The sequence below is a fragment of the Microvirga flavescens genome (genome assembly GCF_003290125.1).
Taxonomy (GTDB): Bacteria; Pseudomonadota; Alphaproteobacteria; order Rhizobiales; family Beijerinckiaceae; genus Microvirga; species Microvirga flavescens.
The window spans coordinates 241,076-266,583 of the sequence record NZ_QMKH01000004.1; the positions used below are offsets into that span (position 1 = coordinate 241,076).

At 63.1% G+C, this 25,508-nt stretch carries 27 protein-coding genes and 1 tRNA gene; 6 read left to right on the top strand and 22 right to left on the bottom strand.

Annotated features, from left to right (window positions below; genetic code table 11):
• The first annotated feature begins 11 nt into the window (after positions 1-11).
• Positions 12-407, top strand: a complete 396-nt coding sequence (locus DQW91_RS10410) for a RidA family protein (RefSeq protein WP_112663573.1) — start codon at positions 12-14, stop codon at positions 405-407.
• Positions 408-592: 185 nt separating this feature from the next.
• Here the strand turns inward: DQW91_RS10410 and DQW91_RS10415 are convergent.
• The 7 genes from DQW91_RS10415 to DQW91_RS10445 form a co-directional block, all read right to left on the bottom strand.
• Positions 593-670: transfer RNA gene (locus DQW91_RS10415), tRNA-Pro, on the bottom strand.
• A 146-nt stretch (positions 671-816) separates the two neighbouring features.
• On the bottom strand, positions 817-1,335 hold the full coding sequence (locus tag DQW91_RS10420) for a MerR family transcriptional regulator (RefSeq protein WP_112663574.1): 519 nt from the start codon (positions 1,333-1,335) through the stop codon (positions 817-819).
• An 18-nt stretch (positions 1,336-1,353) separates the two neighbouring features.
• A complete protein-coding gene (locus DQW91_RS10425) occupies positions 1,354-1,668 on the bottom strand; it encodes an integration host factor subunit alpha (protein WP_112663575.1) in 315 nt (104 codons plus the stop codon).
• A 130-nt stretch (positions 1,669-1,798) separates the two neighbouring features.
• Positions 1,799-2,776 carry a beta-ketoacyl-ACP synthase III gene (locus DQW91_RS10430; protein WP_112663662.1) on the bottom strand — a complete coding sequence of 326 codons (978 nt, stop codon included), beginning with the start codon at positions 2,774-2,776 and terminating at the stop codon, positions 1,799-1,801.
• Positions 2,777-2,790: 14 nt separating this feature from the next.
• The gene (gene plsX / locus DQW91_RS10435; protein ID WP_112663576.1) at positions 2,791-3,825 is read right to left on the bottom strand and encodes a phosphate acyltransferase PlsX; all 1,035 of its coding nucleotides are present in this window, start codon (positions 3,823-3,825) and stop codon (positions 2,791-2,793) included.
• Between the two features lie 148 nt (positions 3,826-3,973).
• Entirely contained in the window at positions 3,974-4,492 is a 519-nt protein-coding gene (locus tag DQW91_RS10440) for a YceD family protein (RefSeq protein ID WP_245410980.1), read from the bottom strand.
• Positions 4,489-5,028: a ubiquinol-cytochrome C chaperone family protein gene (locus DQW91_RS10445; protein WP_112663577.1), complete on the bottom strand. Its 540-nt coding sequence runs from the start codon at positions 5,026-5,028 to the stop codon at positions 4,489-4,491. Before DQW91_RS10445 ends, DQW91_RS10440 begins: the two co-directional genes overlap by 4 nt.
• Before the next feature lie 111 nt (positions 5,029-5,139).
• Here DQW91_RS10445 and DQW91_RS10450 point away from each other — a divergent pair, with 111 nt between their 5' ends.
• On the top strand, positions 5,140-5,601 hold the full coding sequence (locus tag DQW91_RS10450) for an outer membrane protein assembly factor BamE (protein WP_112663578.1): 462 nt from the start codon (positions 5,140-5,142) through the stop codon (positions 5,599-5,601).
• 114 nt (positions 5,602-5,715) lie between these two features.
• On the opposite strand, the gene DQW91_RS10455 is transcribed toward DQW91_RS10450, so the two are convergent.
• The 15 genes from DQW91_RS10455 to DQW91_RS10525 all read right to left on the bottom strand — a co-directional run bounded on the left by DQW91_RS10455 (position 5,716) and on the right by DQW91_RS10525 (position 20,868).
• Positions 5,716-7,839: a sodium-translocating pyrophosphatase gene (locus DQW91_RS10455; RefSeq protein WP_112663579.1), complete on the bottom strand. Its 2,124-nt coding sequence runs from the start codon at positions 7,837-7,839 to the stop codon at positions 5,716-5,718.
• Between the two features lie 151 nt (positions 7,840-7,990).
• Positions 7,991-9,184 (bottom strand): MFS transporter, encoded by a 1,194-nt coding sequence (locus DQW91_RS10460; protein ID WP_112663664.1) that lies wholly within the window; start codon positions 9,182-9,184, stop codon positions 7,991-7,993.
• An 8-nt stretch (positions 9,185-9,192) separates the two neighbouring features.
• Positions 9,193-10,179 (bottom strand): thiamine-phosphate kinase, encoded by a 987-nt coding sequence (thiL, locus tag DQW91_RS10465; RefSeq protein WP_112663580.1) that lies wholly within the window; start codon positions 10,177-10,179, stop codon positions 9,193-9,195.
• A 4-nt stretch (positions 10,180-10,183) separates the two neighbouring features.
• A complete protein-coding gene (gene nusB, locus DQW91_RS10470; protein ID WP_112663581.1) occupies positions 10,184-10,666 on the bottom strand; it encodes a transcription antitermination factor NusB in 483 nt (160 codons plus the stop codon).
• A 5-nt stretch (positions 10,667-10,671) separates the two neighbouring features.
• Positions 10,672-11,160 carry a 6,7-dimethyl-8-ribityllumazine synthase gene (gene ribH, locus DQW91_RS10475; protein WP_112663582.1) on the bottom strand — a complete coding sequence of 163 codons (489 nt, stop codon included), beginning with the start codon at positions 11,158-11,160 and terminating at the stop codon, positions 10,672-10,674.
• A 150-nt stretch (positions 11,161-11,310) separates the two neighbouring features.
• Complete coding sequence (locus DQW91_RS10480) at positions 11,311-11,943, bottom strand: riboflavin synthase (protein WP_112663583.1); 633 nt, start codon at positions 11,941-11,943, stop codon at positions 11,311-11,313.
• A complete protein-coding gene (gene ribD, locus DQW91_RS10485) occupies positions 11,943-13,052 on the bottom strand; it encodes a bifunctional diaminohydroxyphosphoribosylaminopyrimidine deaminase/5-amino-6-(5-phosphoribosylamino)uracil reductase RibD (protein ID WP_245410981.1) in 1,110 nt (369 codons plus the stop codon). The genes DQW91_RS10480 and ribD overlap by 1 nt, the downstream gene beginning before the upstream one ends.
• 31 nt (positions 13,053-13,083) lie before the next feature.
• Positions 13,084-13,581 (bottom strand): transcriptional regulator NrdR, encoded by a 498-nt coding sequence (nrdR, locus tag DQW91_RS10490; RefSeq protein ID WP_112663584.1) that lies wholly within the window; start codon positions 13,579-13,581, stop codon positions 13,084-13,086.
• A gap of 17 nt (positions 13,582-13,598) precedes the next feature.
• Positions 13,599-14,897 (bottom strand): serine hydroxymethyltransferase, encoded by a 1,299-nt coding sequence (gene glyA, locus DQW91_RS10495; protein WP_112663585.1) that lies wholly within the window; start codon positions 14,895-14,897, stop codon positions 13,599-13,601.
• A gap of 120 nt (positions 14,898-15,017) precedes the next feature.
• Positions 15,018-15,392 carry a hypothetical protein gene (locus tag DQW91_RS10500; protein ID WP_157961413.1) on the bottom strand — a complete coding sequence of 125 codons (375 nt, stop codon included), beginning with the start codon at positions 15,390-15,392 and terminating at the stop codon, positions 15,018-15,020.
• 240 nt (positions 15,393-15,632) lie between these two features.
• A complete protein-coding gene (locus tag DQW91_RS10505; RefSeq protein ID WP_112663587.1) occupies positions 15,633-15,845 on the bottom strand; it encodes an alkylphosphonate utilization protein in 213 nt (70 codons plus the stop codon).
• 187 nt (positions 15,846-16,032) lie between these two features.
• Positions 16,033-17,289: a L,D-transpeptidase family protein gene (locus tag DQW91_RS10510; RefSeq protein WP_112663588.1), complete on the bottom strand. Its 1,257-nt coding sequence runs from the start codon at positions 17,287-17,289 to the stop codon at positions 16,033-16,035.
• A 223-nt stretch (positions 17,290-17,512) separates the two neighbouring features.
• Positions 17,513-17,989 carry a DUF6163 family protein gene (locus tag DQW91_RS10515; RefSeq protein WP_112663589.1) on the bottom strand — a complete coding sequence of 159 codons (477 nt, stop codon included), beginning with the start codon at positions 17,987-17,989 and terminating at the stop codon, positions 17,513-17,515.
• The gene (locus DQW91_RS10520; RefSeq protein ID WP_112663590.1) at positions 17,989-19,044 is read right to left on the bottom strand and encodes an enoyl-CoA hydratase/isomerase family protein; all 1,056 of its coding nucleotides are present in this window, start codon (positions 19,042-19,044) and stop codon (positions 17,989-17,991) included. The genes DQW91_RS10515 and DQW91_RS10520 overlap by 1 nt, the downstream gene beginning before the upstream one ends.
• A 72-nt stretch (positions 19,045-19,116) precedes the next feature.
• Positions 19,117-20,868 (bottom strand): DUF4153 domain-containing protein, encoded by a 1,752-nt coding sequence (locus DQW91_RS10525; RefSeq protein ID WP_157961414.1) that lies wholly within the window; start codon positions 20,866-20,868, stop codon positions 19,117-19,119.
• Positions 20,869-21,113: 245 nt separating this feature from the next.
• Between DQW91_RS10525 and hemB the strand changes: the two genes are divergently transcribed.
• Genes hemB through DQW91_RS10545 form a run of 4 tightly spaced genes read left to right on the top strand, consistent with a single transcriptional unit; the run spans position 21,114 to position 25,303 of the window.
• Complete coding sequence (gene hemB / locus DQW91_RS10530; protein WP_112663592.1) at positions 21,114-22,154, top strand: porphobilinogen synthase; 1,041 nt, start codon at positions 21,114-21,116, stop codon at positions 22,152-22,154.
• 32 nt (positions 22,155-22,186) lie between these two features.
• Positions 22,187-23,527 carry a branched-chain amino acid ABC transporter permease gene (locus DQW91_RS10535; RefSeq protein WP_157961415.1) on the top strand — a complete coding sequence of 447 codons (1,341 nt, stop codon included), beginning with the start codon at positions 22,187-22,189 and terminating at the stop codon, positions 23,525-23,527.
• Positions 23,528-23,574: 47 nt separating this feature from the next.
• Positions 23,575-24,819: a threonine ammonia-lyase gene (locus DQW91_RS10540; protein ID WP_112663666.1), complete on the top strand. Its 1,245-nt coding sequence runs from the start codon at positions 23,575-23,577 to the stop codon at positions 24,817-24,819.
• A gap of 10 nt (positions 24,820-24,829) precedes the next feature.
• A complete protein-coding gene (locus tag DQW91_RS10545; protein WP_112663594.1) occupies positions 24,830-25,303 on the top strand; it encodes an RDD family protein in 474 nt (157 codons plus the stop codon).
• The last annotated feature ends 205 nt before the right edge of the window (positions 25,304-25,508 follow it).

Here is a 25,508-nt window from a genome sequence, read left to right on the forward strand (position 1 = left end):
AGGAAAAGCTGATGAGCAGCAAACGCCAGAATATTTCATCCGGGGCGCAGTATGAGCCGATCTACGGCTATTCACGCGCAGTCCGCTATGGCGACCATATCCATGTCTCGGGCACCTGCGCGCCGAAGGGGCACGAGGAGAGCGACAGCTATACCCAGATGGTGGCCGCCTTCGAAATCATCGGGAAGGCGCTGAAAGAAGCCGGAGCATCGTTCTCCGATGTCGTGCGCACGGTCGTCTATGTGACGAACATCGGCGATTTCGAGGACATCGCCCGCGCGCACGGGGAAATTTTCAAGGACATCAGGCCGGCAAGCACGACAGTGCAGGTCTCGTCCTTCATGCGGCCGTGGCAGCGGATCGAAATCGAAACCTACGCCATTCTCGGTGCGTCTCCCTCCAAGTGACTGCATGGAACGGCGGCACAGGCATACATCGCAGGGCCTGTGACGTTTCGATGATCGGAAGGGTTCGTAGCATCTCGCTGCGGGCCCTTCTTGCATCTTGCCCACAAAGGCAGTTGAACCCAGCCAGAAACAACAAAGCCGCCCGGAGGGCGGCCTGAACTCAGCTTTGACACTCTTGAGATAAATGGTCGGAGCGAGAGGATTTGAACCTCCGACCCCTAGTCCCCCAGACTAGTGCGCTAACCGGGCTGCGCTACGCTCCGACGCCTTTCGGCTTCGGGTGATTTAGCCGCCGGGGCGGCGCTTCGCAACCCCTCAAAATGCGATTTTGGAAGAAGCATCCCACGCTTTCGACGCCGATGCCGGAAAAGCGGCACTGCGGGTTGCATCTGGAACGCTTGCGAGCGCGTTACTCGCTTGCCCCGGCCTCGGCGGGGGCCTTCAGGCCGCTCAACACGCGCTCGCACTCGGCGAGTTCGTCAAAGGCGGCACGAAGCAATTTGAGATCGGCAGCATTCAGGCCGGGCTGGGGGCCATGCCCTCCCCCGTTCGGCAGCGGCGCAGCGGCAGATGCGGGGACCGAGCCCGGAGCATCATAAGTCTCGGCCGGATATTCTTCTTCCCGCTCATGCGCCTGCGGCGCTGTGACAGCCGCCTCTCCGCGCCCGACTGACTGCACGAAGCGGACGCCGTCTTCTTTCAGAATCCGCTGCACACCCTTGATGGTGTAGCCTTCACCGTAAAGCAGGTGACGGATGCCCTTGAGCAGATCGACATCGTCCGGGCGGTAGTAGCGGCGGCCGCCGCCACGCTTCAGGGGCTTGATGTGGGCGAAACGCGTCTCCCAGAAGCGCAGCACATGCTGCGGCACATCGAGGTCTTCGGCGACCTCGCTGATCGTGCGGAAGGCGTCAGGACTTTTGTCCATCGCGTTTCACAACTCCCATTAATCGTCCAGACCGTCGATATTTTCGCCGTTGATGCGCGCTTTCAGGATGTTGGACGGCTTGAAGACCATGACCCGGCGCGGATCGATCGGAACCTCGACGCCCGTCTTGGGGTTGCGGCCGATCCGCTCGCCCTTGTCGCGCACGATGAAGGAACCGAAGGAGGACAGCTTCACGGTCTCTCCGGAAGCCAGACAGCCGCAGATTTCCGACAGGACGGTCTCTACAAGATCCGCTGATTCCGTACGGGAAAGGCCGACCTTCTGATAGACGGCCTCGCTCAAATCCGCTCTGGTGACTGTTTTTCCAGCCATCAACGCCCCCAAGCGCTCGGTGAAATGCTGCTGATAAGTTGTTCGAAGCGGTGACGCTAGGCACAGGCGAGCCCAGCGTCAACCATCTAAAGGTCTGGAATCGTAATCAAAAACACTTTGCGGTGTCCCGCTACCAGCGGATCAGCGCGCTACCCCAGGTAAAGCCGCCGCCGATGGCCTCGATCATCACGAGATCGCCCTTCTTGATGCGTCCGTCTTTGCAGGCGACATCGAGCGCCAACGGAATGGAGGCAGCCGAGGTATTGCCGTGCTTGTTGACAGTGATGACCACCTTTTCGGGTGCAATGCCAAGCTTCTCAGCGCTCGCGGTGATGATCCGCTTGTTGGCCTGATGCGGCACGAACCACTTCAGCTCCTCCGGCGTGGTGCCGGTGGCCTTGAAGGCGTCTGCGACCACATCCGTCACCATGCCGACGGCGAAGCGGAAGACATCGCGACCCTCCATCTTGAGAACGCCGGTCGTCTTGGTGGAGCCCGGGCCGCCGTCCACGTAGAGCTTGTCCCGATAGCGCCCGTCGGAGCGCAGATGCGAGGTCAGCACACCGCGGTCGGCCGAGGTGCCCTCGCCCTCCGCCGCCTCCAGCACGATAGCGCCGGCGCCGTCACCGAAGAGGACGCAGGTGGTGCGGTCGTTCCAGTCGAGGATACGCGAGAAGGTCTCCGCGCCGATGACCAGCGCGCGCTTGTGCGAGCCGGAAGCCAGGAACTTGTCGGCGGTAGCGACCGCATAGACGAAGCCCGTACACACCGCCTGCAGGTCGAAGGCTGCGCCGTGGGACATGCCGAGACCGAACTGGATCTGCGTGGCGGTCGAGGGAAAAGTATAGTCCGGCGTCGAGGTGGCGCAGATGATGAGGTCGATGTCTGCGGGCGTCAGCCCCGCATCCGCCAGGGCCGCCTGCGCAGCTTTTATGCCGAGCGCCGAGGTCGGCTCGTCATCGGCGGCGATGTGGCGCTCCTCGATGCCCGTGCGCTGCACGATCCAGTCATGGGAGGTATCCATGACCTTCTCGAGATCGTAATTCGTGACGACGCGCTCCGGCAGGTAGGAGCCGATGCCGCGAACGATGGAACGAATGCGTTTCAAGCGCTGACCGTCCTTCAAGCGGGTTGTTCCAGCGGACCATGCTCCAGCATGTCGCGGATTGTCTTCATCAATTCAAAGTGGGCCATGTCATAGGCCACATCGATAGCGCTGGCGAAGCCGATGGCGTCGGTCCCGCCGTGGCTTTTCACCACGACGCCTTCGAGGCCTAGAAACACGCCGCCGTTCACTTTACGCGGATCGAGCTTCTCTTTCAGCGCGGCGAAAGCCTGCTTGGCGAAGAGGTAACCGATCTTGGCCATCAGCGAGCGGCTCATGGCGGCGCGCAGATATTCCGCAATCTGCTTCGCCGTTCCCTCCGCCGTCTTCAGGGCGATGTTGCCTGTAAAGCCTTCGGTCACGACCACATCCACCGTGCCCTTGCCGAGATCGTCGCCTTCCACGAAGCCGCGATAGTCAAGGTGCGGAACCGGAGTCTCCTTGAGGATACGGGCGGCTTCCTTGACGGTTTCGATGCCCTTGATCTCCTCCGTGCCCACGTTCAACAGGCCGACGGTGGGGCGCTCCAGATCGAAAACGATGCGCGCCATCGCCGCGCCCATAATTGCCATATCGACGAGGTGCTGCGCATCCGCGCCGATGGTCGCGCCCACGTCGAGGACGATGCTCTCACCGCGCAGGGTCGGCCACATGGCCGCGATGGCGGGCCGGTCGATATGCGCCATCATCTTGAGGCAGATCTTGGCGGTCGCCATCAAGGCGCCCGTGTTGCCGGCGGAGACGGCGGCATCCGCCTCCCCATCCCGCACGGCCTGGACGGCCTTCCACATGGAAGACTTGCCGCGCCCCATGCGAATCGCCTGGGCTGGCTTCTCGTCCATCGAAATGGCGAGGTCCGTATGCCGGATCTCGCTGGCGGCCTTGAGCTTGGGATTGGCGTTCAGGAGCGGGGCGATGAGCGCCTCGTTCCCAAAGAAAAGAAACTTAATGTCCGGATGGCGCTCCAAAGCCAGGGCCGCGCCGGGAACCACAACCGAGACACCATGATCTCCACCCATCGCGTCAAGCGAAATACGCACCGGCTTAGACATGGAAAGGAAGTTCTTTCGTGGTTCTCAGTCCCGTAAGGGGCTTGGAGGTCAGACAGGGGGCGGAAAATACCGGTTTGCCACGGCACCGCAACCGAATTCTACCTGTCCCGGACCGTCCCGCCCCCCAAACCCGGAAAGCGGAGCGACCCTACTCGCCTTTCTTCAGTTTTCCGAGAGCCGCGAACGGGGATTCCTCCCCCTCGTGGGCGTATTTCTCGTCAAAACTCACGCCCGGCTTCTTCGGATAGGGATCAAGTCCGAGGGCGAGGAATTCCGCCGTCAGCGCGCCGATGTCGATGCGCCCGTTTACGATCTCGTCCGGTGGGTCATACTCACTGACCTCCACCGCATGTTCGGGCTGGCGAGTATCCGTGTCCGCGAAATCGATTTCCACATCCTCCTCGAGGATTGAATCGAAGGGATCGAGGCTCACCACACAGATCTGGGTCATATCCGCCGTGATACGGCCTGTCACCCGCACTCCCTTGCCGGTCTTCGCGATGGTGTAGTCGCCCACGAGGGAGCGGATAGCCGAGAGCTTGAAATCCTCGGCCAGGGCTTTGCACTCTTCGGGCGTCGCCTCAAGGCGCTGGGCCAGCCCGTGGGGCGGCAGGTGCCTGACGTCGATGAGCCGCGTCAGTGGGCCGACGGTATCCGGTGTCATCATGCGCCCTCCTTGAAGGTTTCGGCCTGAGGAAAAGCAGGCCCCTGTTTCAGAATTGTGTCGAGATCGGCGGTCTTGAGAAGGCTGTCCGCAGCAAGGGCGTAGCGCGCCAGAGCCGTCGCCGGTTGGTCGTCCGCGGTGACGTTTTTGGCCAAAGCGAGCGCCAGAGCAGCCTCATCCCCGGAATCGAGGGGGGCGTCATAAGCCTGCGCCCGGCCGTAAAACGCGCTTGCCATCGTCTTCATGCGCTTGGGCACTGTGGTGTCACCCACACCCATTTCGCGCAAAGCCGCATCGAGGTCGCTGAACAGGGCGTCGGTGAGATCGGCCGCCACGTCGTCTGCCGGAGGCGGCAGACGACGCAGGGCTCGCAGGACAAGAATCATATGCAGGGAAAGGGATTCGAAGCGCCCTTCCAGCGTGTCCGGGACCCCAAGCGCAAGGTAGAGGCCGGCCCCGCGCGACGCCTCGGCAACGCGCGTATAAAGGGTGCCAATCGTCACACGCCGCTCATCCTTGCGGAAAAGACTGAAGATCACTGGGCCTGTCCTGCCTTGTCAAAATCGAAGCCTCGGGGTACGCCACCGAGGTACGCCATCCATATCCAAAGGCGCAACTCACCTTTTGCGCCTCACCAGTGGAAGTTTTACATGACGCGTCGAGTTTCCCCGATTGTTGCGCGCCTCGCTGCTGCAGCCTTTCTCGCCTCCCCTCTCCTCGCCTGCTCATCCGTCGGCGAGGATTTCCAGCGTGGCTATATCGTCGACGAGAAGGCTCTCGCGACGGTCAAGAAGGGCATGAGCGCCGATCAGGTCCTGCAGACTCTGGGTACACCCTCCACGGTGTCCACGGTCGGCAACAAGAACTGGTATTACATCAGCCAGAAGTCCCGCCGGAACCTTCAGTTCCTCGGAGAGACAGTCGTCGAGCAGCAGGTGACCGCCGTTTATTTCGACAATGGCCTCAAGGTCGAGCGTGTCGCGCTCTATGGCCTGCAGGACGGCAAGGTGTTCGACTTCATCTCCCGCTCCACCCCCTCGGGCGGCGAAGAGGCCAGCTTCATCGGCCAGCTCTTCCGCGGCACGAACAACTTCAACCCGTTCGGGGTCTAACGGCAAAATCAGCCGAAACGTTCAAGGCCGGGCACCAGCCCGGCCTTTTCTTTTGCGCGGCCTCGCTCTTTAAGCGCCTTGCCGGAGCGAGCCCTCGGCAAGGCGTTTCCCACCCTACGAGTGCGCGAGGATCGCCAGCAGCAACAGCGCGATGATGTTGGTGATCTTGATCGCCGGGTTCACGGCGGGACCCGCCGTGTCCTTGTAGGGGTCGCCGACGGTGTCGCCGGTGACGGAGGCCTTGTGAGCTTCCGACCCCTTGTGATGGGTCACCCCGCCCTCGTCGGTGAAGCCGTCCTCGAATGACTTCTTGGCGTTGTCCCACGCGCCGCCGCCGGAGGTCATGGAGATGGCGACGAAGAGGCCCGTGACGATCACGCCCAGGAGCATCGCACCCACCGCCGAGAAGGCCTGCGACTTGCCCGCGATCCAGTAGATCGCGAAATAGGTCACGATGGGGGCGAGCACCGGCAGGAGCGACGGCACGATCATTTCCTTGATGGCGGCGCGGGTGAGCATGTCCACCGCGCGGCCATAATCGGGCCTGTCCTTGCCTTCCATGATGCCCGGCTTCTCGCGGAACTGCCGGCGTACTTCCTCCACGACCGAACCCGCCGCACGGCCCACGGCCGTCATGGCGATGCCGCCGAAGAGGAAGGGAATGAGCCCGCCGAACAACAGGCCCACGACCACATAAGGATTGGCGAGGGAGAAGTCCGGCTTCACGCCCTGGAAATACGGATAAGTGCCCGCATTCTGCGTGAAGTAGTTCAGGTCCGACGTATAGGCCGCGAACAGAACCAGCGCACCAAGGCCTGCCGAGCCGATGGCGTAGCCCTTGGTCACGGCCTTGGTGGTGTTGCCGACGGCATCCAGCGCGTCGGTGGACTTGCGGACCTCCTTCGGCAGCCCCGCCATTTCGGCAATGCCGCCCGCGTTGTCCGTCACCGGGCCGAAGGCGTCGAGCGCCACGATCATGCCGGCGACGCCGAGCATCGCCGTCACGGCGACCGCGATGCCGAACAGCCCCGCGAGCTTGAAGGCGATGATGATGCCCGCGATGATCGTGATGGCGGGAAGCGCCGTCGATTCAAGCGACACCGCAAGACCCTGGATCACGTTGGTGCCGTGCCCCGTCACCGAGGCCTGCGCGATGGAACGCACGGGCCTGAAGCCGACGCCGGTGTAGAACTCCGTGACAACGACGATGAGCGCCGTGACGGCAAGGCCGACGATAGCGCACCAGAAGAGATCGAGCCCCGTGAAGGTCGCGCCTGCCACAGGCCCGAACCCGATGGTCTGCGAGGTCACGAGCGCGATGGCGGCGAGAGACAGAACACCCGTTGCTGCAAGCCCCTTGTAGAGCGCGCCCATGATGGCTTCGTTCTGTCCGAGCTTCACGAAGAACGTGCCGATGATGGAGGTGACGATGCACACCGCACCGATGGAAAGCGGATAGAGCATCATGGTTTCGAGCAGCGGCTGCCCCGCGAAGTAGATCGCCGCGAGAACCATCGTGCCGACCACGGTCACCGCGTAGGTCTCGAACAGGTCGGCAGCCATGCCCGCGCAATCACCAACATTGTCGCCCACGTTGTCTGCAATGGTCGCGGGATTGCGCGGATCGTCCTCCGGAATGCCGGCCTCGACCTTGCCGACGAGATCGCCGCCGACATCCGCACCCTTGGTGAAGATACCGCCGCCGAGACGGGCGAAGATCGAAATCAGCGAAGCGCCGAAGCCGAGGGCCACGAGGCTGTCAATGACCTGACGGTCGGAGGGCGCAAGGCCCGCTCCCCGCGTCAGGTAGGTGTAGTAGAGCGCAACGCCGAGCAGCGCGAGACCGGCCACAAGCAGGCCGGTGACGGCCCCTGCCTTGAAGGCGACATCGAGCCCGCCGCCGAGCGACTTGGTCGCCGCCTGGGCGGTGCGGACATTGGCGCGCACGGACACATTCATGCCGATGAAACCGGCCGTTCCGGACAGGATTGCGCCGATGGCGAAGCCCACGCCGACGCGCACGCCGAGCAGATATGAAATGACAAGGAAGAGGACGACGCCGACGATGGCGATGGTGGAGTATTGCCGCCGGAGATAGGCTTTAGCCCCTTCCGCGATCGCGCCGGCGATCTCCTGCATGCGCTGCGAGCCTGCATCTCGCTTCATGACGTCGGAAATGGCCCATAGGCCGTAGGCGATGGAGAGCAGGCCGCCGAGGATAATCAACGTAAGTGCCATAGTGCCGTCCTTGTGATGGATGGCAGATGACCGATCATCAAAGCCCGTATTCTGGCCTTGACTGGCCTCTACCTCCGGGGAAGGCCTTAATTGGTGGCAAAACTTTGGGCAGGAAGCAACGAGACTTCAGGATGACATTCACAGAAGAGTTTCAGGCGGCGACGACTGCGTTCTTCTTGCTTTGCCAGGCAAGCAGCCCCAGGGCGACGGCGACCGGCGGGTAGACGAGGAGGTTCAAGGTCCCCCACCCGTCCGTGCTCAGGAGATTTCCAGAGGAAAAAGACGCCAGCGCGACAAAGCCGAAGACGAGAAAATCGTTGATGGCCTGAACCCGCGCCCGCTCCTCGGAGCGGTAACAATCGGTCACAAGGGCGGTCGCGCCGATGAAACCGAAATTCCAGCCGATGCCGAGCAGGATCAGGGCGCCCCAGAAATGGGCGACCGTCAAGCCCGATAGACCAACGGTCGCGGATACAGCGATCAGGACGAGGCCGACCGCGGTCACACGCTCCTTGCCGAAGCGTTGGATGAGCCGCCCCGTGAAGAAGCTCGGGCCGTACATGGCGAGCACATGCCACTGGATGCCGAGCGCCGCCGTGCTGACGGAATGGCCGCAGCCGATCATGGCGAGCGGCGCGGCGGTCATCACGAAAGTCATCAGCGCTGCGGAAACGACACCGCTCGTCACCGCCACGATGAAACGCGGCTGGGTCACGATCTCCCGCAGCGGTCTGCCGCCAGTCTGCGACTGCGCCGACACGGGCGGGGAGCGGAGAAAAACCACGACGGCGATGGTTAGAAGAGCAAGGAACGACTGCGCAAGGAACGCCCCCGCGAAGGGAGCCGTCACGATCACATCGCGGGTCCAGATCACGGTCTGGGGGCCGATGATCCCGGCAACAAGGCCGCCAATCATGACCCAGGAAATGGCCCGCGCCTTGAAGCTGTCCGACGCCGCATCCGTCGCCGCGAAACGATAACTCTGGGTGAAGGAGCCCCAAAATCCGGCGATAGTGGTGCCGATACAGAAAATCAGAAAGCTTGCCGTAACGATGCCGAACGCGGCGAGGCAGCCCGCCAGAATGCCGACAGAACCGGCAAAGACATATCCGCCGCGCCGACCGACCCCGCGCATGATCATCGCCGCCGGAATGGTGCCGAGCGCGAGACCGAGGTTGAACAGACTGACGGGCAGCGTGGCGAATTGCTTGTCCGTCACAAGCATCTGCCCGACCAGCCCGCCGAGGGACACGACGATGGCCGGGTTCGCCCCACTGAACGCCTGCGCGAGGGAGAGAACAAGGGCATTGCGCCGGGCCAGCGCATCGTTCGCGATTGGGGACATGGATTTCATTAGAAATGAGAGAATGAGCCGTGCTCGTAGCGCCTTTCGCGGCCATCTGCACGAAAGAGCGGCAAGCCGTCCCCAGAAACCACCCGGCCAATGACCGTCAGGGCGATCCCGACTTGCGCGGCCTTGGTCGAAAAGCTTTCTATGCTGTCCGGCGAGACGGTACAAAGGACTTCGTAATCATCGCCGCCCGTCAGAACCCGGTCCATCAGGGCGGGCTCGACGGCAACAGCGTGCGCTGCGGCGGGTGAAAGCGGCACGCTTGCCGTCTCGACGATGCCGGTGACGCCGCTCACACGGAGCATTTTCGCGAGATCGCCAGCAAGCCCGTCTGAAACATCCATCGCCGCATTGGCGTGGTCGCGCAGCGCTGTCGCGAGGGCGAAGCGCGGTTGCGGGTTCCGGTTACGGCCGGTCAGAAAGGTGCGCTCCTCGGACGAGAGCAGCGGGCCCCAGGCAGGAGAGAACCGCAGGTCGAGGCCGAGCGCCCCATCCCCGATGGTGCCCGTCACGCAGATCAGGTCGTCCGCCTGTGCCGTGGTGCGGCGGACCATTCGTCCGGTTGGAACCTCGCCGATGGCGGTCACAGAGAGCGTCAGCGCTCCTCTCGCCTTCACCGTATCGCCGCCGAGGAGCGGGCAACCGAAATCGGCAGATGCTTCCTTCAGGCCAGCCGCGAAGGCCGCGAGCCATTCCTCGGTCCAGTTCTCAGGCAGCGCGAGCGTGAGCAGGAACCCGCGCGGTTCCGCGCCCTTGGCGGCGAGATCGGATACGTTCACGCCGAGCGCCTTGCGCGCGAGCGAACCGGGAGGATCGTCAGGGAGAAAATGCCCGCCCTCGACCAAAGCATCCGTCGTCAGGATAAGATCGTGGCCGGGGCGTGGCGTGTAGGAAGCGGCGTCGTCTTTCAGCTCATAAGCGCCCTCGCCCGCGATCGGTGCGAAATAATTCGCGATGAGATCGTCTTCGGAGGAACGGTGAGAGCTCATGAGCTTATCGCTTTACTTGGCCGCCCGCCTTCTTTTCCAACTCGCCCGGGCGGACTTCGCGCGCCACGGCGTCGAGCACCGCGTTCACGAGGCCCGGCTCATCGTCGCCGTAAAAGCCGTGCGTCACGTCCACGTATTCGGTGATGACCACACGGGCGGGAACGTCCTTGCGGAACATCAGCTCGTAGCCACCAGCGCGCAGGATGGCGCGGATGACGGCCTCGATCCGCGCCAGCGGCCAGCCGGCGGCCAGCGCCTTGTCCACGCTTACGTCGATGGCGCGCTGGTTGCTGACAACGCCGTTGAGGATATCGCGAAAGAAAGTGTTATCGGACGGCTGGAACTCGATGCCCTCGACCTCACGGCCAAGCCAGTGCGCCTCGAACTCGGCAAGCGCGTCCACGACGCTCTTGCCCGATACGTCCATCTGGTAGAGGGCCTGGACGGCGGCGAGACGGGCCGCCGCGCGTTCTGCGGGTTTCGACATGGCTCTCAGACTCCCCAAAGACGGCGCTTGATCCGCAGCACGGCCAGAGCCGCCTCGACTGCACCACCACCCTTGTTCATCTCGTTGACGCGCGCACGCGCCCAGGCCTGCTCGTCATTCTCCACCGTCAGGATGCCGTTGGCGAGGGGAAGACTCAAGGACAGGGACAAATCCATCAGGGCGCGGGCGCTCTCGCCCGCCACGATGTCATAATGTCCTGTCTCGCCGCGAATGACGCAGCCCAGCGCAACGACAGCGTCATAGGGCTTGCCCGCCTCATCCGCCGCTTCGAGCGCGATCACCGCCGTCGTCGGGATTTCGAGCGCGCCGTCTACCGTCAGCACGTCCGCGGTCGCCTGCGCCGCCTCGACGGCGGCCTTCGCGCCGCGCAGCAGTTCATCGGCGATGTCGTCGTAGAACCGCGCCTCGACGATGAGAATGCGCGCTCCGGGAACGGGCGGGCGGTTGGTGGGCTTTGCGTGCGTGGCGACCATGAGGAGAACCGTTTATGGCAGGCGCCCCTGGAAAGGCGCCGCATCTGTCAGAATGAGCTGCGGCTGACCTACCCCGCCGCGCGCGCCACCGCAAGCGACGTGGCATGTTGAGAGGGAATAGGCCGCAAGACTTGGTACAGGCAAGGCTCGTCAGCCGCCCGCCCGCGCCTCCACCAGCCTCGCGGCGTAGCGGGCCATCGTATCGACCTCGATGTTGAGCGTATCGCCGACCTGCCGCTCGCCCCAGGTGGTGACGCTGAGCGTATGGGGAATGATGAGCACCGAGAACACGTCACCCTTGACCGCATTCACGGTCAGCGAGGTGCCGTCGAGGGTGATGGAGCCCTTTTCCGCGATGAAGGGCGCAAGCTCCTTCGGCGCCTGGATCTCGAAGCGGGCCGTCGGCCCCCACGGGTTGTCGCCCGCCGTGATGGCCTCGCGGGCGATGATCGTGGCAACCCCGTCCACATGACCCGTCACGATATGGCCACCAAGCTCGTCGCCGATCTTGAGAGCGCGTTCCAGATTGACCCGCGTGCCGACCTGCCAGCTTGGCACGTTGGTGCGCTCCAGCGTCTCGAAGGCGGCATCCACATCGAACCAGCAGCCGTTGCCGCGCGAGCCGACATCCACCACCGTCAGGCACGGTCCGCCGCAGGCGATGGACGCGCCAAGCGCGATGGTCGCGGGGTCGTAGACGGATTCGATGCGAATGCGCCGCAATTTGCCGGCATCCGAAATCGAAGCGACGCGGCCCACATCCGTGACGATGCCCGTAAACATCAAGCTCTCTCCCAAGACATTAAAAGATCGGGACCGAGCATCTCGTCTCCGATCAAACGCATTTCGTCCATTCTGTCCTGCAGCACCGGGCCAAGGGCAGGCACATCGCCCTGCCCCCGCGCCGAACGGCCCGTGGCCAGAACGAGTTCATCGATCAAGTCGGCGCTCGCCAGCGCATCCGCAAGTCCCGGTCCGCCCTCGCTGAAAACGCGGGTCAGGCCGCGCGTGCCGAGAAGGCGCATCGCCTCGGCGAGAGCCACGCGGCCCTGCGCATCCGCGCCCACGCGCAAAACCTCGATGCCGGATTGCACGAGTCGCTTTTCCGCCTCAACGGAGGCCGCGACCGTTGTGACGATCCAGGACGGCATATTCCGTGCGCCTTTGACGAGCTTCGCATCGGCAGGCGTGCGCAAATGGCTGTCGATGACGATGCGGACCGGCGAGCGGTCTTCGAGGCCAGGAAGGCGCACGGTGAGGAGCGGATCGTCCGTCAGCACCGTGCCGACGCCGACCATGATCGCATCCGCATGGGCGCGCATCATCTGCACGCGAGCATTGGTGAGATCGCCCGTAATCATCAGGCGCGGGCCGTTGCGCGTACCCGCAAGCCCCTCCGTGGTGCGCGCGAGCTTCACCGTGATGGCAGGACGTCCCTTCGTGACCCGCATGATATGTCCGCGATGATCCCGGCGCGCTTGCTCAGCAAGACACCCGACATCGACGCGAATTCCCGCCTGCCGCAACCGCGTATGCCCCTCGCCCGCGACCCGGTCGTCCGGGTCTTCGATGGCCGAGACGACCCGCGCGATGCCGGAAGCGATGACCGCGTCCACGCAAGGAGGCGATTTGCCGTGATGGGAACAGGGTTCGAGGGTGACATAGAGCGTCGCGCCCTTCGCCGCCTCTCCCGAGACGCCGAGCGCCACCCGCTCCGCATGAGGCCGCCCGCCGGGCTGTGTGATGCCCTGCGCGACGATGAGCGGACTGCCGCCCTCTTCGCGAACGACAACGGCTCCGACGGAGGGGTTGGGCGCGGTCAGGCCGAGGTGGCGCGCGCCCAGGGCGAGCGCGAGGCGCATGAAGCGTTCATCGTTAGCGGCGGCGGTCATCGGCCCGGCCCGTCACTCGAACGAGGTGGCCTCATTCGCCGGCACGGGAGGATGGCGGCGCATCCTGCTCCCCGCCCTCGTCATCGCCCAATTTGTCAAGAATTTCCTCGAAATCCTTGGCATTGCGGAAATCTTTATAGACGGAAGCGAACCGCACATAGGCGATATCATCGAGCCCTTTCAGGCCTTCCATGATGAGCTCGCCCACCATTTCGCTCGGCACTTCCGGCTCGCCCTGGCTTTCAAGCTGCCGCACGATGCCGTTGACCATGCGCTCGACGCGCTCAGGATCCACCGGCCTCTTGCGCAGGGCCACCTCGACGGAGCGCTCCAGCTTGTCGCGATCGAACGGCACGCGGCGGCCGGACTTCTTCAGGACGAAAAGCTCGCGCAGCTGCACGCGCTCGAAAGTGGTGAAGCGCCCGCCACAATCCGGGCAGATGCGCCGCCGACGGATGGCCGAAGCATCATCCGTCGGACGAGAATCCTTCACTTGCGTGTCGAGACTTCCGCAATAGGGACAGCGCATCTCTTAAGCCGCGATCCTCAGGCGTAAATCGGGAAGCGGCGGGTCAACTCGTGAACCCGCGTCTTCACGGATTCCTCAACTGCGCCGTTGTTCCCCTCACCGTTGCGGGCCAGACCATCGAGAGCCTCGACGATCAACTCGCCCACCTTGCGGAATTCCGCGACGCCGAAGCCGCGCGAGGTGGCGGCGGGGGTGCCGAGACGGATGCCCGAGGTCACCATCGGCTTTTCGGGATCGAACGGCACGCCGTTCTTGTTGCAGGTGATGTGCGCGCGGCCGAGCGCCTGCTCGGCGGCCTTGCCGGTGAGTTTCTTCGGGCGAAGATCCACCAGCATCAGGTGGTTGTCCGTGCCGCCCGCGACGATGGCGTAGCCATTCGAAACCATCGTGTCGGCAAGGGCCTTGGCGTTCTCGACCACCTGACGGGCATAGACCTTGAAATCGGGACGCAGTGCCTCACCGAAGGCCACAGCCTTCGCGGCGATGACGTGCATGAGCGGACCGCCCTGGAGGCCGGGGAAGATCGCCGAATTGATCTTCTTGGCGAGGTCCTCGTCGTTGGTGAGGATCATGCCGCCGCGCGGGCCGCGCAGGGTCTTGTGGGTGGTGGTGGTGACGACATGCGCGTGCGGGAACGGCGACGGGTGCGCGCCGCCGGCCACGAGGCCCGCGAAATGCGCGATATCGACCATGAAGAGCGCACCGACCTCGTCCGCGATCTCACGAAAGCGGGCGAAATCCCAGAAACGGGAATAAGCCGAACCGCCGGCGACGATGACCTTCGGCTTGTGCGTGCGGGCAAGCTCGGCGACCTCGTCCATGTCGATGAGCTGGCTGTCCTCGCGGACCTTGTAGCTCACCACGTTGAACCACTTGCCGGACATGTTGACCGGCGAGCCGTGCGTGAGGTGGCCGCCACAGGCGAGATCGAGACCCATGAAGGTATCGCCCGGCTTCATCAGCGCCATGAACACGGCTTGGTTGGCCTGGCTGCCGGAATTCGGCTGGACATTGGCGAACTTGCAGTCGAACAGGCGCTTGGCGCGATCGATGGCCAGCTCCTCGGCGATGTCCACGAACTGGCAGCCGCCATAGTAGCGGCGGCCCGGATAACCCTCCGCGTACTTGTTCGTCATGATCGAGCCCTGGGCTTCCAGGACAGCGCGGGAAACGATGTTTTCCGAGGCGATCAGCTCGATCTCGTCGCGCTGACGGCCAAGCTCCAGCTGGATCGCACGAGCGATCTCAGGATCGGAATCGGCAAGGCTTGCCGAAAAAAAGCTATTGGAAAGATGACCTTGTGCCGCGTCGCTCATGCTCGTTCTGAACCTTTTGCCGCCTTGGAAAACGGATTCCCTAAACCCGCGCTCAGGCCTTTATCACGCCGACAAGGAGCGCGCCAAGCCGCCCTTTGCCGCGATTACGCGCCCGCCCCGTTACAGTGGCCGCACCTCGATGATGATCCGCTTCGTAAGCGGCATCGCATCCGACGGCGCGTTGACGACGAACATCCCTCGGCATGTCCCGGTGACGGGATAAATCGGGGTGCGGTTGGCGTCGGCCCCGCGCATGTAGTTGACCGTGTAATAAACATCACCGCCCAAATAGATCGTCGCGGTCGAGACGAACTTGTACCCCACCTGCGTCGGGCTGAGCCGTACGATAGCCGCAGGCGGGCCGAGCGCGGCGATGCGCTCCGAGATCGGCTTTCCGACATGCTCGGAGCACGCCATCGCGAGGTTGGAATATGTCGTCGGCGCGCAGCCGCTCAAGGCCAGCGCCGCAACCAAGGCCATTGCAGGTAATTTCAAGGAAGCCTCCCCTAAGGGAAGACTAACATCGGAAGGCGCAGATTCGAAGATCACACGCGTTGATCCGGCTAGAGGCCGGAAACTTAGAGCCTGTTTTGAAATGCAGACCTCAGCCTGCGTCTCGAAGGAGTGTCCAGCGCCCGCTGGAGACGCCTCGCCCTTCGAGACGGGCCTTCTCGGCCCTCCTCAGGGTGAGGCTTCGGGGAGATCTCTTGGACGACACAGCTTCCCAACAGGCCCTTAGGCCTTCTTCAGGAACTCCGTCCGCAACACGAGATCCTTCACCTTCTCCGCCCGGCACTCGACCTCGTCCTCATTGTCGGTGAGGCGGATGCTCTTGATGAGGGTGCCGCGCTTCAGGGTGACGGAGGTTCCCTTCACCTTGAGATCCTTGATGAGCGTGACGGAGTCACCCTCGTTGAGCTGCGTGCCGTTGCTGTCCCTGACGATCATGGTTTCCTCCTCAAACTGTACAAATCCAATCGAGGCCCCCGCATGATCCGGGCGAACAACCGGTTTCCACTTGTTCTGATCATGCTCTAGCGACGCCGCCGACTCAGCTATTTAACAGCCGCAGCACGTAAAAACAAAACGGCCCGCTGAAAAGCGGGCCGTCGGTCTTCGAAAAGGCGCTAAACGCTTAGTTCTGCAGGAACATTTCCTGATCCGGCTCGTTCGGCACGCGGCTCGCAACCGGGATAGACGCGCCAAGGCCATCCTTGTTGTAGATGTCGTCGCGGAACTGCACGAGACCGTCGGGAGTCGCCCAGGCAGTGATGTAGACCCAGTAGATGTTGACCGGAACGGAGAGGCGCGCATCGGTGCGAGAACCGGCCTTGAACGTCGCGTCGATCTGCTCGCGACTCCAGCCGGGGGTGTCCTTCAGCAGCCACTCGATGTAGTCGCGCACGTTCTGAAGGCGCACGCAGCCCGAGGACACGAAGCGGAAATCGTCGCCGAAGATGCCCTTGGACGGGGTGTCGTGCATGTACACGCCGTGCGGGTTCGGAATGTTGATGCGCACGAAGCCCATCGAGTTCAGCTCGCCGCCCGAATCCTGACGGAAGCGATAGCGCGTCGCCTCGTCCGAGAACCAGTTGACCTGGCTCGGGTTGAGCTCCTGCCCCGCGCCGTTGAAGATGCGGATCTTGTTTTCCGTCAGGTAGTTCGGCTCCTTCTGCATCTTGGGGATGAGATCCTTGCGGATGATGGAGGCCGGAACGGTCCAGAACGGATTGAAGTTGATCTCGACGACCTTGGAGTTCAGGAGCGGCGACTGGCGGTCGATCTTGCCGACGCCCGCCGCGTGACGGGTATGGACGACGCCGCCTTCCACCGTCTCGACCAGAGCCGCCGGAATGTTCACGGTGACGAACCGGCTACCGAGATTGCCGGAATAGGTGCGAAGGCGAACGAGGTTGATCTCGAGCTGGCGCATGCGCACATCGGCGGGCACGTTCATGGCGGCGACCGTCACGGGGTTCATCGCGCCCGTGGCGCTCAGGCCGTGGCGAGCCTGGAAGCGGCGCACGCCCGCCTCGACGTAGGAGTCATAAATCGGGGATTCGCCGGCAGTCGGATCGAGATCGCCGGTGATGATGAGGCGCTGGCGCAGGCCCACGACCTCCGCCCCCTTGGAGCCGACGCGCAGTCTCTCCGCACCACGAACCTGCTGCCAGCCACCTCTCGCGGCGATGTCGCGATAACGCTGGATCATCTCGTCGGTCGCGGCGAGGGCCTCGGGCGAGAGCATCGGGGTCGAGGTTCGCTGAACGCGGCTGCGCGAAACAGCCTCGTAATTCTGCGACCATTCGGCCTGACTCTGGGCAAAGGCGGCTGCCGGCGTGAAAACAAGGGCAAGCGAACCGGTCAAAAGAAGGCGGCGGCGGGACAACATAGGCGCGGGCTTTCGGATCGTAACCAGACAGATAGAGGCGCAAATCCTCTCGTTCTCAGCGGAAAATGCCGGGAGACGATTAAGGAACGGTATCGAAAGTGAAGAACATAGGGGCGGGATTGTGGCAAAACACGAAAGCGTGTGCCCCTTTCACCCGAAAGCTGTCCTTATAAATCAATGCGCGCTCAGGTGTGTGTTTGAAACCACACCCAGGGGCCCCATCCTACGACTGGGAGGAACGCTGCTCTTCCCGAGCCACCAGCCACGAAATCGCGAGATAGGTCGCGATGAACGCCATCGAGAGAAACAGCATCAGCGGGCTCGTCGCCACGATCCGCGGGAAGAAAGCGGCGAGGATGAGCTGGCTCATCACGGCGAGGAGCCACATCACGCCGCCCCAGGCGCTGGCCATCCACAACCCTACGGCGGCGATGAGGTCGATCACGGCGAAATAGACGATGGTGGCCTGATAACCCGTGGAGCGCGCCTCGAAGAGCCCTGCAGGCGTCCACGCCCCGAGGATGACCGCCCAGGCGCTCAGCCCCTTCATGATCCAGAGCACCGCGAGGATGCGCATGAACCACGTCAGCACGAAGCTCCAGCGCATCGTGGCTGCCGTCGCGGATTTTTCCTGAATCGCGTCGGAGAGCTTTTCCTTCGAGGCGTCGATCAGACGCCGGGGCAGCAGGGAGAGAGCCATCAAATCACTTTCAACTCGTCGCCGGGAGGAAGCGGCGCGAAATGCCGTTCGATCATCTCAGCCTCCACCGCGTCAAGGGTCGCCGGCTTCCAGACGGGTTTTCCATCCTTGTCCACCAGCGCCGCCCGGACGCCCTCATAAAAATCGTGATCGTCGATAATCCGCGAGACCATGCGGAATTCGAGCTGCATCGCCTCCTCGAAAGTGAGCGAGCCCCCTCGCCTCACTTGCTCGAAAGCGAGGCGCAAACTCGTCGGAGATTTCGTCCGCATCGTGGCGGCGGTCCTTTCCACGAATTCCGAACCCGTCGCGGCGGCGCGGTCGAGCCGGTCAAGGATCTCTCCGACGCTGTCGCCCGAGAAGCACTCCTCGATCAGGGGCAGATGAGGTTGCAGGGGCGCGGCGCCGGGATCGATGCTATAGCGGGCGAGAATATCGCCCACTGGCCCACCCGCGCTCAGCGCCTCCTTGATCTCCGGCATGGCCTCGGAGGCCGCCGCATGGGTCACGAGGCCGAGCAGCACGCCGTCGGCGAGGCGCAGACGCTCTCCCGTGAGGGCTAGGTACATCCCCGCCCGGTGCGACAGGCGCGGAAGGGCGTAAGTTCCGCCGACATCGGGGAAGAACCCGATTCCCACTTCGGGCATCGCGAAGAGGTAGCGGGAGCCCGCCACACGATAGGTCCCGTGCAATGAGAGGCCGACGCCGCCGCCCATGCAGATGCCGTCGATGAGCGAGATGTAGGGCTTCGGGTAGCGCTTGATGAGCGTGTTGAGCTGGTATTCCTCCCGCCAGAAGACCAGCGCTTCGGCCTTCTCTCCGGCCTTGCCGAGATCATGCAGGCGGCGCACATCGCCCCCGGCGCAGAACGCCTTCTCACCCGCCCCGGTGACGACGATCCGTGTGACGGCGGGGTCCCCGGCCCAGGCATCGAGGGCCTTGCGCATCTCCCGCACCATGCCGAGGGTCAGCGCGTTCAGGGCGGCGGGCCGGTTCAGGGTCACGATTCCCGCCGAGCCCTGACGCTCGCAGATCACTTCGCCGATGCTGGACATGGGGGCTCCTTGTGAACGAGTAATCACCTGAGCATGGCACGGACCATCGGCTCCGCAAGCATCAGGCCGCTTTCAGAACTTGTCTTTTCGTCTGATGAGCAGGTCGAAATTGATGTACGACGGGTTAAACCTACCGTCAGCCGGGTCGTAAAACGCGCGGAAGTTGCGTATGCGCAGCCGCGCGGCGACCTGTGGAGTTTGAGCATCCAAATCCCAGGCATCGAGGGCTGAATCATTGCTGGTGCCGCTCTTGTCGGCAACTCTTTGCAAAAGGGGCTTTAGATCGAAGGTGACGGCTTCCACCTCATCGATAGTCGCGGAAAGAACGAGCCGCTCCGTGTCCAGCGCAGTTCTGATCCTGGCCGCCCCCTCCCGCGCGAGGATGGAGGTCTCTTCGAGGCGGGTCGTGTTACCGCCGGTCAGAACATAGTCGAAACCCTGCACGCTGAATGCGCGACCATTCTTTCCGGGACGATCGCCCTCGACCAGAACAGCCCTACCACTCCCCGGCTTCGCCCCGATGGCGTTGAGAAAGACTGCCGAAGCTCCGGCACGCCAATTTTCGGGGGGCTGGGGAAACCAGGATTGGATTTTCTCCATCTTCCTGGACCTCTCGAGGTAATATGCGATGGATGAGATCTGCTCACGGTCACCGGCGCTCAAGCCAGAGGTCGTTTTCAGTTTCCCGTCCACCAGCGCGCCGTTCTTCTCCAGAAGGACTTCGAGCCGGCTCACCTGACTCCAGAGCGATACGTTCGAGGCTCCCCACGGGCCGAGGGCTGCGGCTCCAAGCATTGCGATGAGACTACCAAGAATGAGAACCCGTGCCCTGGCCGTGTTTCCCGACATGACGAGGAGGACAGACAATACGAGCCAGAACAGGAAGAGCAAAATCGCATAGCGCTCCTCCGTGACGCCGTAGGCCTGGACCCTGACACCGATGGCGACGGACAGGAGGGTAAGCGGCGCAAGCAAAAGCCAGAAAAATCGGCGGCGGAGCAAGGCGACAGGCAGAGCCGGATTTCGCAGAGGGGCACAAAGAAGATAAATCGCCACGCAGATCCCACCGAACCACAGGACGAGATGCACGACACCTCCCCGTGGCAGAGACCAGGAAAGCAGAACCTTTACAATGTAGGCGTGAAGCAGCAGCGCGTAAGTCAGGAGCAGAACGACGGAGACGTTGAGCAGGACAAGCACCGGACGCGGCAGGTCACCATTCCTCTCCTGCGCCGACGGCGAGAAACCGCCGAGCGCCAGAAGCGGAGCGAAGCCGAAACCAACCAGATAGAAGAGCTTGTCATAAAAGCGGCGCATGTAGCCGACGTCGAAAAGATATTCGAAGCTCGCGGCAATCGCGACCAACCCAACGAAGAGAACGCCGGAAATCGCAATCGTGAACAGTACGTGCCCCAGAAGATGCACTTTATCGCGCCAGAGTGCGTCGGGATCCGCCTTTCGTTGCCCCAGAAAGGGCGCTGCGAATACGAGAAGAAAAGATGCCGGGACGAGGAAGGCAAAGCTCGTCATCCGGTCCGGTGTCATGTGGAGAAATAGCGCGAGAGCCACGAACAGGCCGATGCCGATTCCGTGCACTAGTATCGGGCGCCTTGCCCGCTCCGCATACAGGCTCATGGAGATGAACCAGAAATATCCGTAGACCGCCAAGAGTGGAGCGTAGCCTTTGTACTCCCAGTCCCGGAGCATGTCCGAAAGGATGGTCAGAACACAAAAAATGACGCCGCAAAGAGCCGCCAGCGGAAATCGCCCAATCCCCGACAAGGCCGCGCGCACGACGGTGGAAAGGCTTTTCGATACGATCATGAGGCTCTCCACAATGCTTCGCCTTTCCCTGCGCGGAATTGAGGCGAAATTGAGTTACATAACCTCAGATTGAGGATCCACGTCCTCTTGCCCTCGCGCTTGTCCACATTCTTTCTCGAACCACGGGGCCGCTGCGACCATGGGGCCTTGGGATGCCTGTCTCCTTTCTCTTTTTTAGACCCGTTCAAATATGCTACCCGTCCTGCGAGCCGGCGGGGCGGACCCGTCGGCGTTGGATCAGGATCATGTCGAAGCTGTCTCCCTTGCCCCGCACCATCGCTCAGAAAGCCGAAGAATCGGCTCTTTCGCTCACCCACCGCCCGCGCCGCAACCGCAAGGCCGACTGGGCGCGACGTCTGGTGCAGGAGAACCACCTGACGGTGGACGATCTGATCTGGCCGGTCTTCCTGCATGATGGTTCGGGCCGCGTGCCCGTCGGCTCCATGCCGGGCGTGGACCGCCTGAGCATCGAGGACGCAGTGCGCGAGGCCGAGCGCGCAGCGGCGCTCAAGATCCCCGCCATCGTCCTGTTTCCGAACACCGACCCCGCCTTGCGCGATCCCGTCGGCTCGGAGGCCGTCAACAGCAACAACCTGGTCTGCCGCACCATCCGCGCCATCAAGCGCGCCGTGCCTGAGATCGGCGTGATGACCGATGTGGCCCTCGATCCCTATACCAGCCATGGCCATGACGGCGTGATGGATGGTGACCGCATTCTCAACGACGAGTCGGTCGCCGTTCTCGTGCGCCAAGCGCTCGCCCATGCAGAGGCCGGCGCGGACATCGTCGCGCCATCCGACATGATGGACGGGCGCGTCGGCGCGATCCGCGAGGCGCTCGATGGAGCGGGCTTCACCGACGTTCAGATCATGGCCTATGCGGCGAAATACGCATCGGCCTTCTACGGCCCGTTCCGGGACGCCATCGGTACCAACGCGACGCTCGTCGGCGACAAGCGCACCTACCAGATGGACCCCGCCAATTCGGACGAGGCCCTGCGCGAGGTCGCGCTCGATCTCGAAGAGGGCGCGGACATGGTGATGGTGAAACCCGGCCTGCCCTATCTCGATGTGGTGCGCCGCGTGAAGGACACGTTCGCGGTGCCGACCTTCGCCTACCAAGTGTCGGGCGAATATGCCATGATCAAAGCCGCCGCCGCCAATGGCTGGCTTGATGGGGAGCGCGCCATGATGGAAAGCCTCCTCGCCTTCAAGCGCGCCGGAGCCGACGGCATTCTGACTTACTTCGCCCCTCAGGTCGCCGAGAGGCTTAAAACGCAGGACTGAACATTCCGCCATTCGTTTCCCGGGCTGGAGCCTTGTTTACGTGGCGCATCGCCGCGTGTCTCATAGGTTTGGCTCTTCTCGGGGGATGCGGCTCACGGGTCGATGCGGAACAGGCGCGCGTTTGCAGAAGCACCCTGCCCGCTCTCAACCTTGGCACGCACATCACCGTCACGCGCATCGCGCCCGGCCCTCTGCCACGTACTGTGCGCGTGGAATACACGGTCAAGCGCCCGGGCCGCCCTCTTCTCGACAGGTTCGTAATCTGCCAATTCGCGGCGGAGGGCCTTGCAGCCAGAAAGGCGGATCTGATCGGGCTTGCCACCGAGTACAACCTGCTTTCCGGCGCGAATCTCTATTTGCTGAAGCGCTATTATCTCGACACGCCTGAAGGTGTTGCGGGCGATCCCGGCGGCGTTCCGGAGGCGGGTGTCCTGGAGCTGTCGCCGGAGATCGCCTATTCGCTCCAGCAGCTTCTCGTCAGCCTGCCCCGGACCGCCATCTACGCGCTCCTGTCAGTGGCCTATGCTCTCGTCTTCGGCATGACCGGGCGCATCAATCTCGCCTTCGGGGAATTGGCGGCGGTCGGCGCTGCGGCGACGGTGGCGGGAGCGGCGTTTGCAATGATAGGCCTGTCCATCACCTCGCCGGTCGTGGGGCTCGCTCTCGGCGTGCTCGCCACCCTGTTCGCCAGCGCTCTTCACGGCATGGTCGGCGGCTATTTCACGATCGGCCGCGTCAGAAGCGCCAGCACACAGCCGAGCCTGATCGCGACGGTCGGCCTCTCCTTGTTCCTCATGGAGTATTTGCGGCTGGTGCAAAGCCCGGTGACGGTCTGGCTGCCGCCGATCTGGGCCGAGGCCCTGCCGCTCGCGCGGGCGGGAGATTTTCTTGTCAGCCTGACGCCGATATCGCTCATCACCACCGGCATCGGCCTCGTCACGGCGCTCAAGCTTCTATGGCTGATGAAGGCAACGCCTTATGGGCGCGCCTGGAGAGCCTATGCGGACGATGCGCGCGCGGCGGCGCTTTTCGGCGTCGACAGCAAAAAACTCCTGTTGGCAACCTTGGGCCTTGCCAGCGCCACGGCGGGGCTCTCGGGGCTTCTGATCGTCGTGCAATATGGCGGGCTCGGCTTCGCTGGAGGCTTCCAGTACGGCCTCAAGGCCCTCATCGCCGCCATTATCGGCGGCATCGGCTCCGTCCCGGGCGCGCTTCTCGGCGGGCTCGCCGTGGGGTTGTTCGAAACATTGTGGTCGGCTTATCTACCTATCGAGGCGCGGGACATCGCTCTTTATGCAGCGCTCGTCGTCTTTCTGATCTTCAGGCCGGGCGGCTTGCTCGGTTTGAGGGATCCAACGCCAAGAACGGTCTGAAACTAAAAATCCGAAGCCAAAAAGGCTCAAGGAATATCTGGAGGGAAATCTTGGCCGAATACGCCATCACGATCGAGGACGTGAAGAAAGCAGCGACGACCATCAAGGGGCAGGTCCTGCGCACGCCGCTCGTTCCCGCGCCGCGCCTGTCACAGATCACCGGCGCGAAAGTCTTCGTGAAGCATGAGAACATGCAACCGACCGGTTCCTTCAAGGAACGTGGCGCGGTCAACAAACTGCAGAGCTTGACGGCAGAGGAGCGCAAACGCGGCGTCATCGCCATGTCGGCGGGCAATCACGCCCAGGCTGTGGCCTACCATGCGAGGCGGCTCGGCATCCCCGCCACCATCGTGATGCCGGAGACAGCGCCGCTGGTGAAGGCGGAGAACACCCGCGCCTATGGCGCGAACGTCATCCTCTACGGAGAGACGCTCTATGAAGCCGCCGACAAGGCCCGCGCCATCGCGGCGGAGAAGGGCCTTGTTTTCGTCCACCCTTACGACGATCCGCTCATCATGGCCGGCCAGGGCACCTGCGGCCTCGAAATCCTCGAAGATTTGCCGGATGTGGAGCAGATCGTCGTGCCCATCGGCGGCGGAGGGCTGATTTCCGGCATCACCATCGCCGCGAAGGCCCTGAAGCCAGGGGTCGAGGTCATCGGCGTCGAGGCGGCGCTCTACCCCTCGTTCCAGAACGTGCTTGCCCATGAGGATCGCCCCATCGGCGGTGCGACGCTGGCCGAAGGCATCGCGGTGAAGGCCGTGGGGCAGATAGCCCTCCCCGTCGTCAAGGACCTCGTGTCGGAGATCATCCTCGTGGAGGAAGCGCTGATCGAGCGTGCGGTCAACGACTACGCCACCCTTCAGCGCACCATGGCCGAAGGCGCGGGCGCGGCGGGGCTTGCCGCCATGCTGACGCAGCCTGACAAGTTCCGCGGCAAGACGGTCTGCCTCGTGCTCAGTGGGGGCAACATCGACGCGCGCATCCTCGCCTCCGTGATGGTGCGTGAACTCGAACGCGACAACCGCATCGTTTCCCTGCGCATCACCTCGCAGGATCGCCCCGGCCTTCTCGGCAGCGTGGCGAGCCGCCTTGGCCAGCTCGGAGCCAATATCCTCGAGGTTTCGCACGGACGCCTGTTCCTCGACGTGCCGGCGAAAGGCGTTTCCATCGACATCACTATCGAAACGCGGGATTCAGCACATACATCTGAGATCTTCGAGGCGCTGGCGAAGGACGGCCTGGAGCCGAAACGGGTCGGCCAGCAATGCCTCTCAGAGAGAGCTTATTGAGGAGAAAGCCATGACGGGCGGGCCGGTTGTACAGTCCACGATCATCAATGCCTACGAAATCAACCCCCGGCTGACCCGGGGTGTCATCTCGCGGCGTTTCTGGGCGTATATCGTGGATATCGTCATGATCGCGATCTGGTCCGTCATCGTCAGCATCGGCATCTTCATGTTCGGCCTTCTGACGATAGGCTTCGGCTGGGTTCTCTTCTCGCTCGTGCCGCTCACCGCCATTGCCTACAATGCGCTCACCATCGGTGGCCGCTCCCAGGCGACCGTCGGCATGCGCGTCATGGGCCTGCGTGCCGTCGACACGCTGACGGGCGGCCCCGTCCACGTCATTACCGCAGCGGTGCATGCGCTCCTGTTCTACGTAGCGGTAGGAACCTTCGCTCTCTGGGCGCTCGATATCTTGATCGGCCTGTTCAGGAACGACAGCCGCTTCGGGCACGATCTTTTGACCGGCATTACAGTTATCCGGCCGTAATGCGGGAAAAATACGGTGCCGCGATGCCGCAGCGTTTCGACACTGGACGGGCGCGGCACCAATGCTATCGTGAAGCGTTGTTGTCTGCGTCCAGAGTCTGATCGTGCCTCTTTGAAACACAATCAGCCTCCCGATTCTTTTATTTGCAGCATGATCCGGGCGAACAACCGGTTCCCACTTGTTCTGATCATGCTCCAGGGTCCGT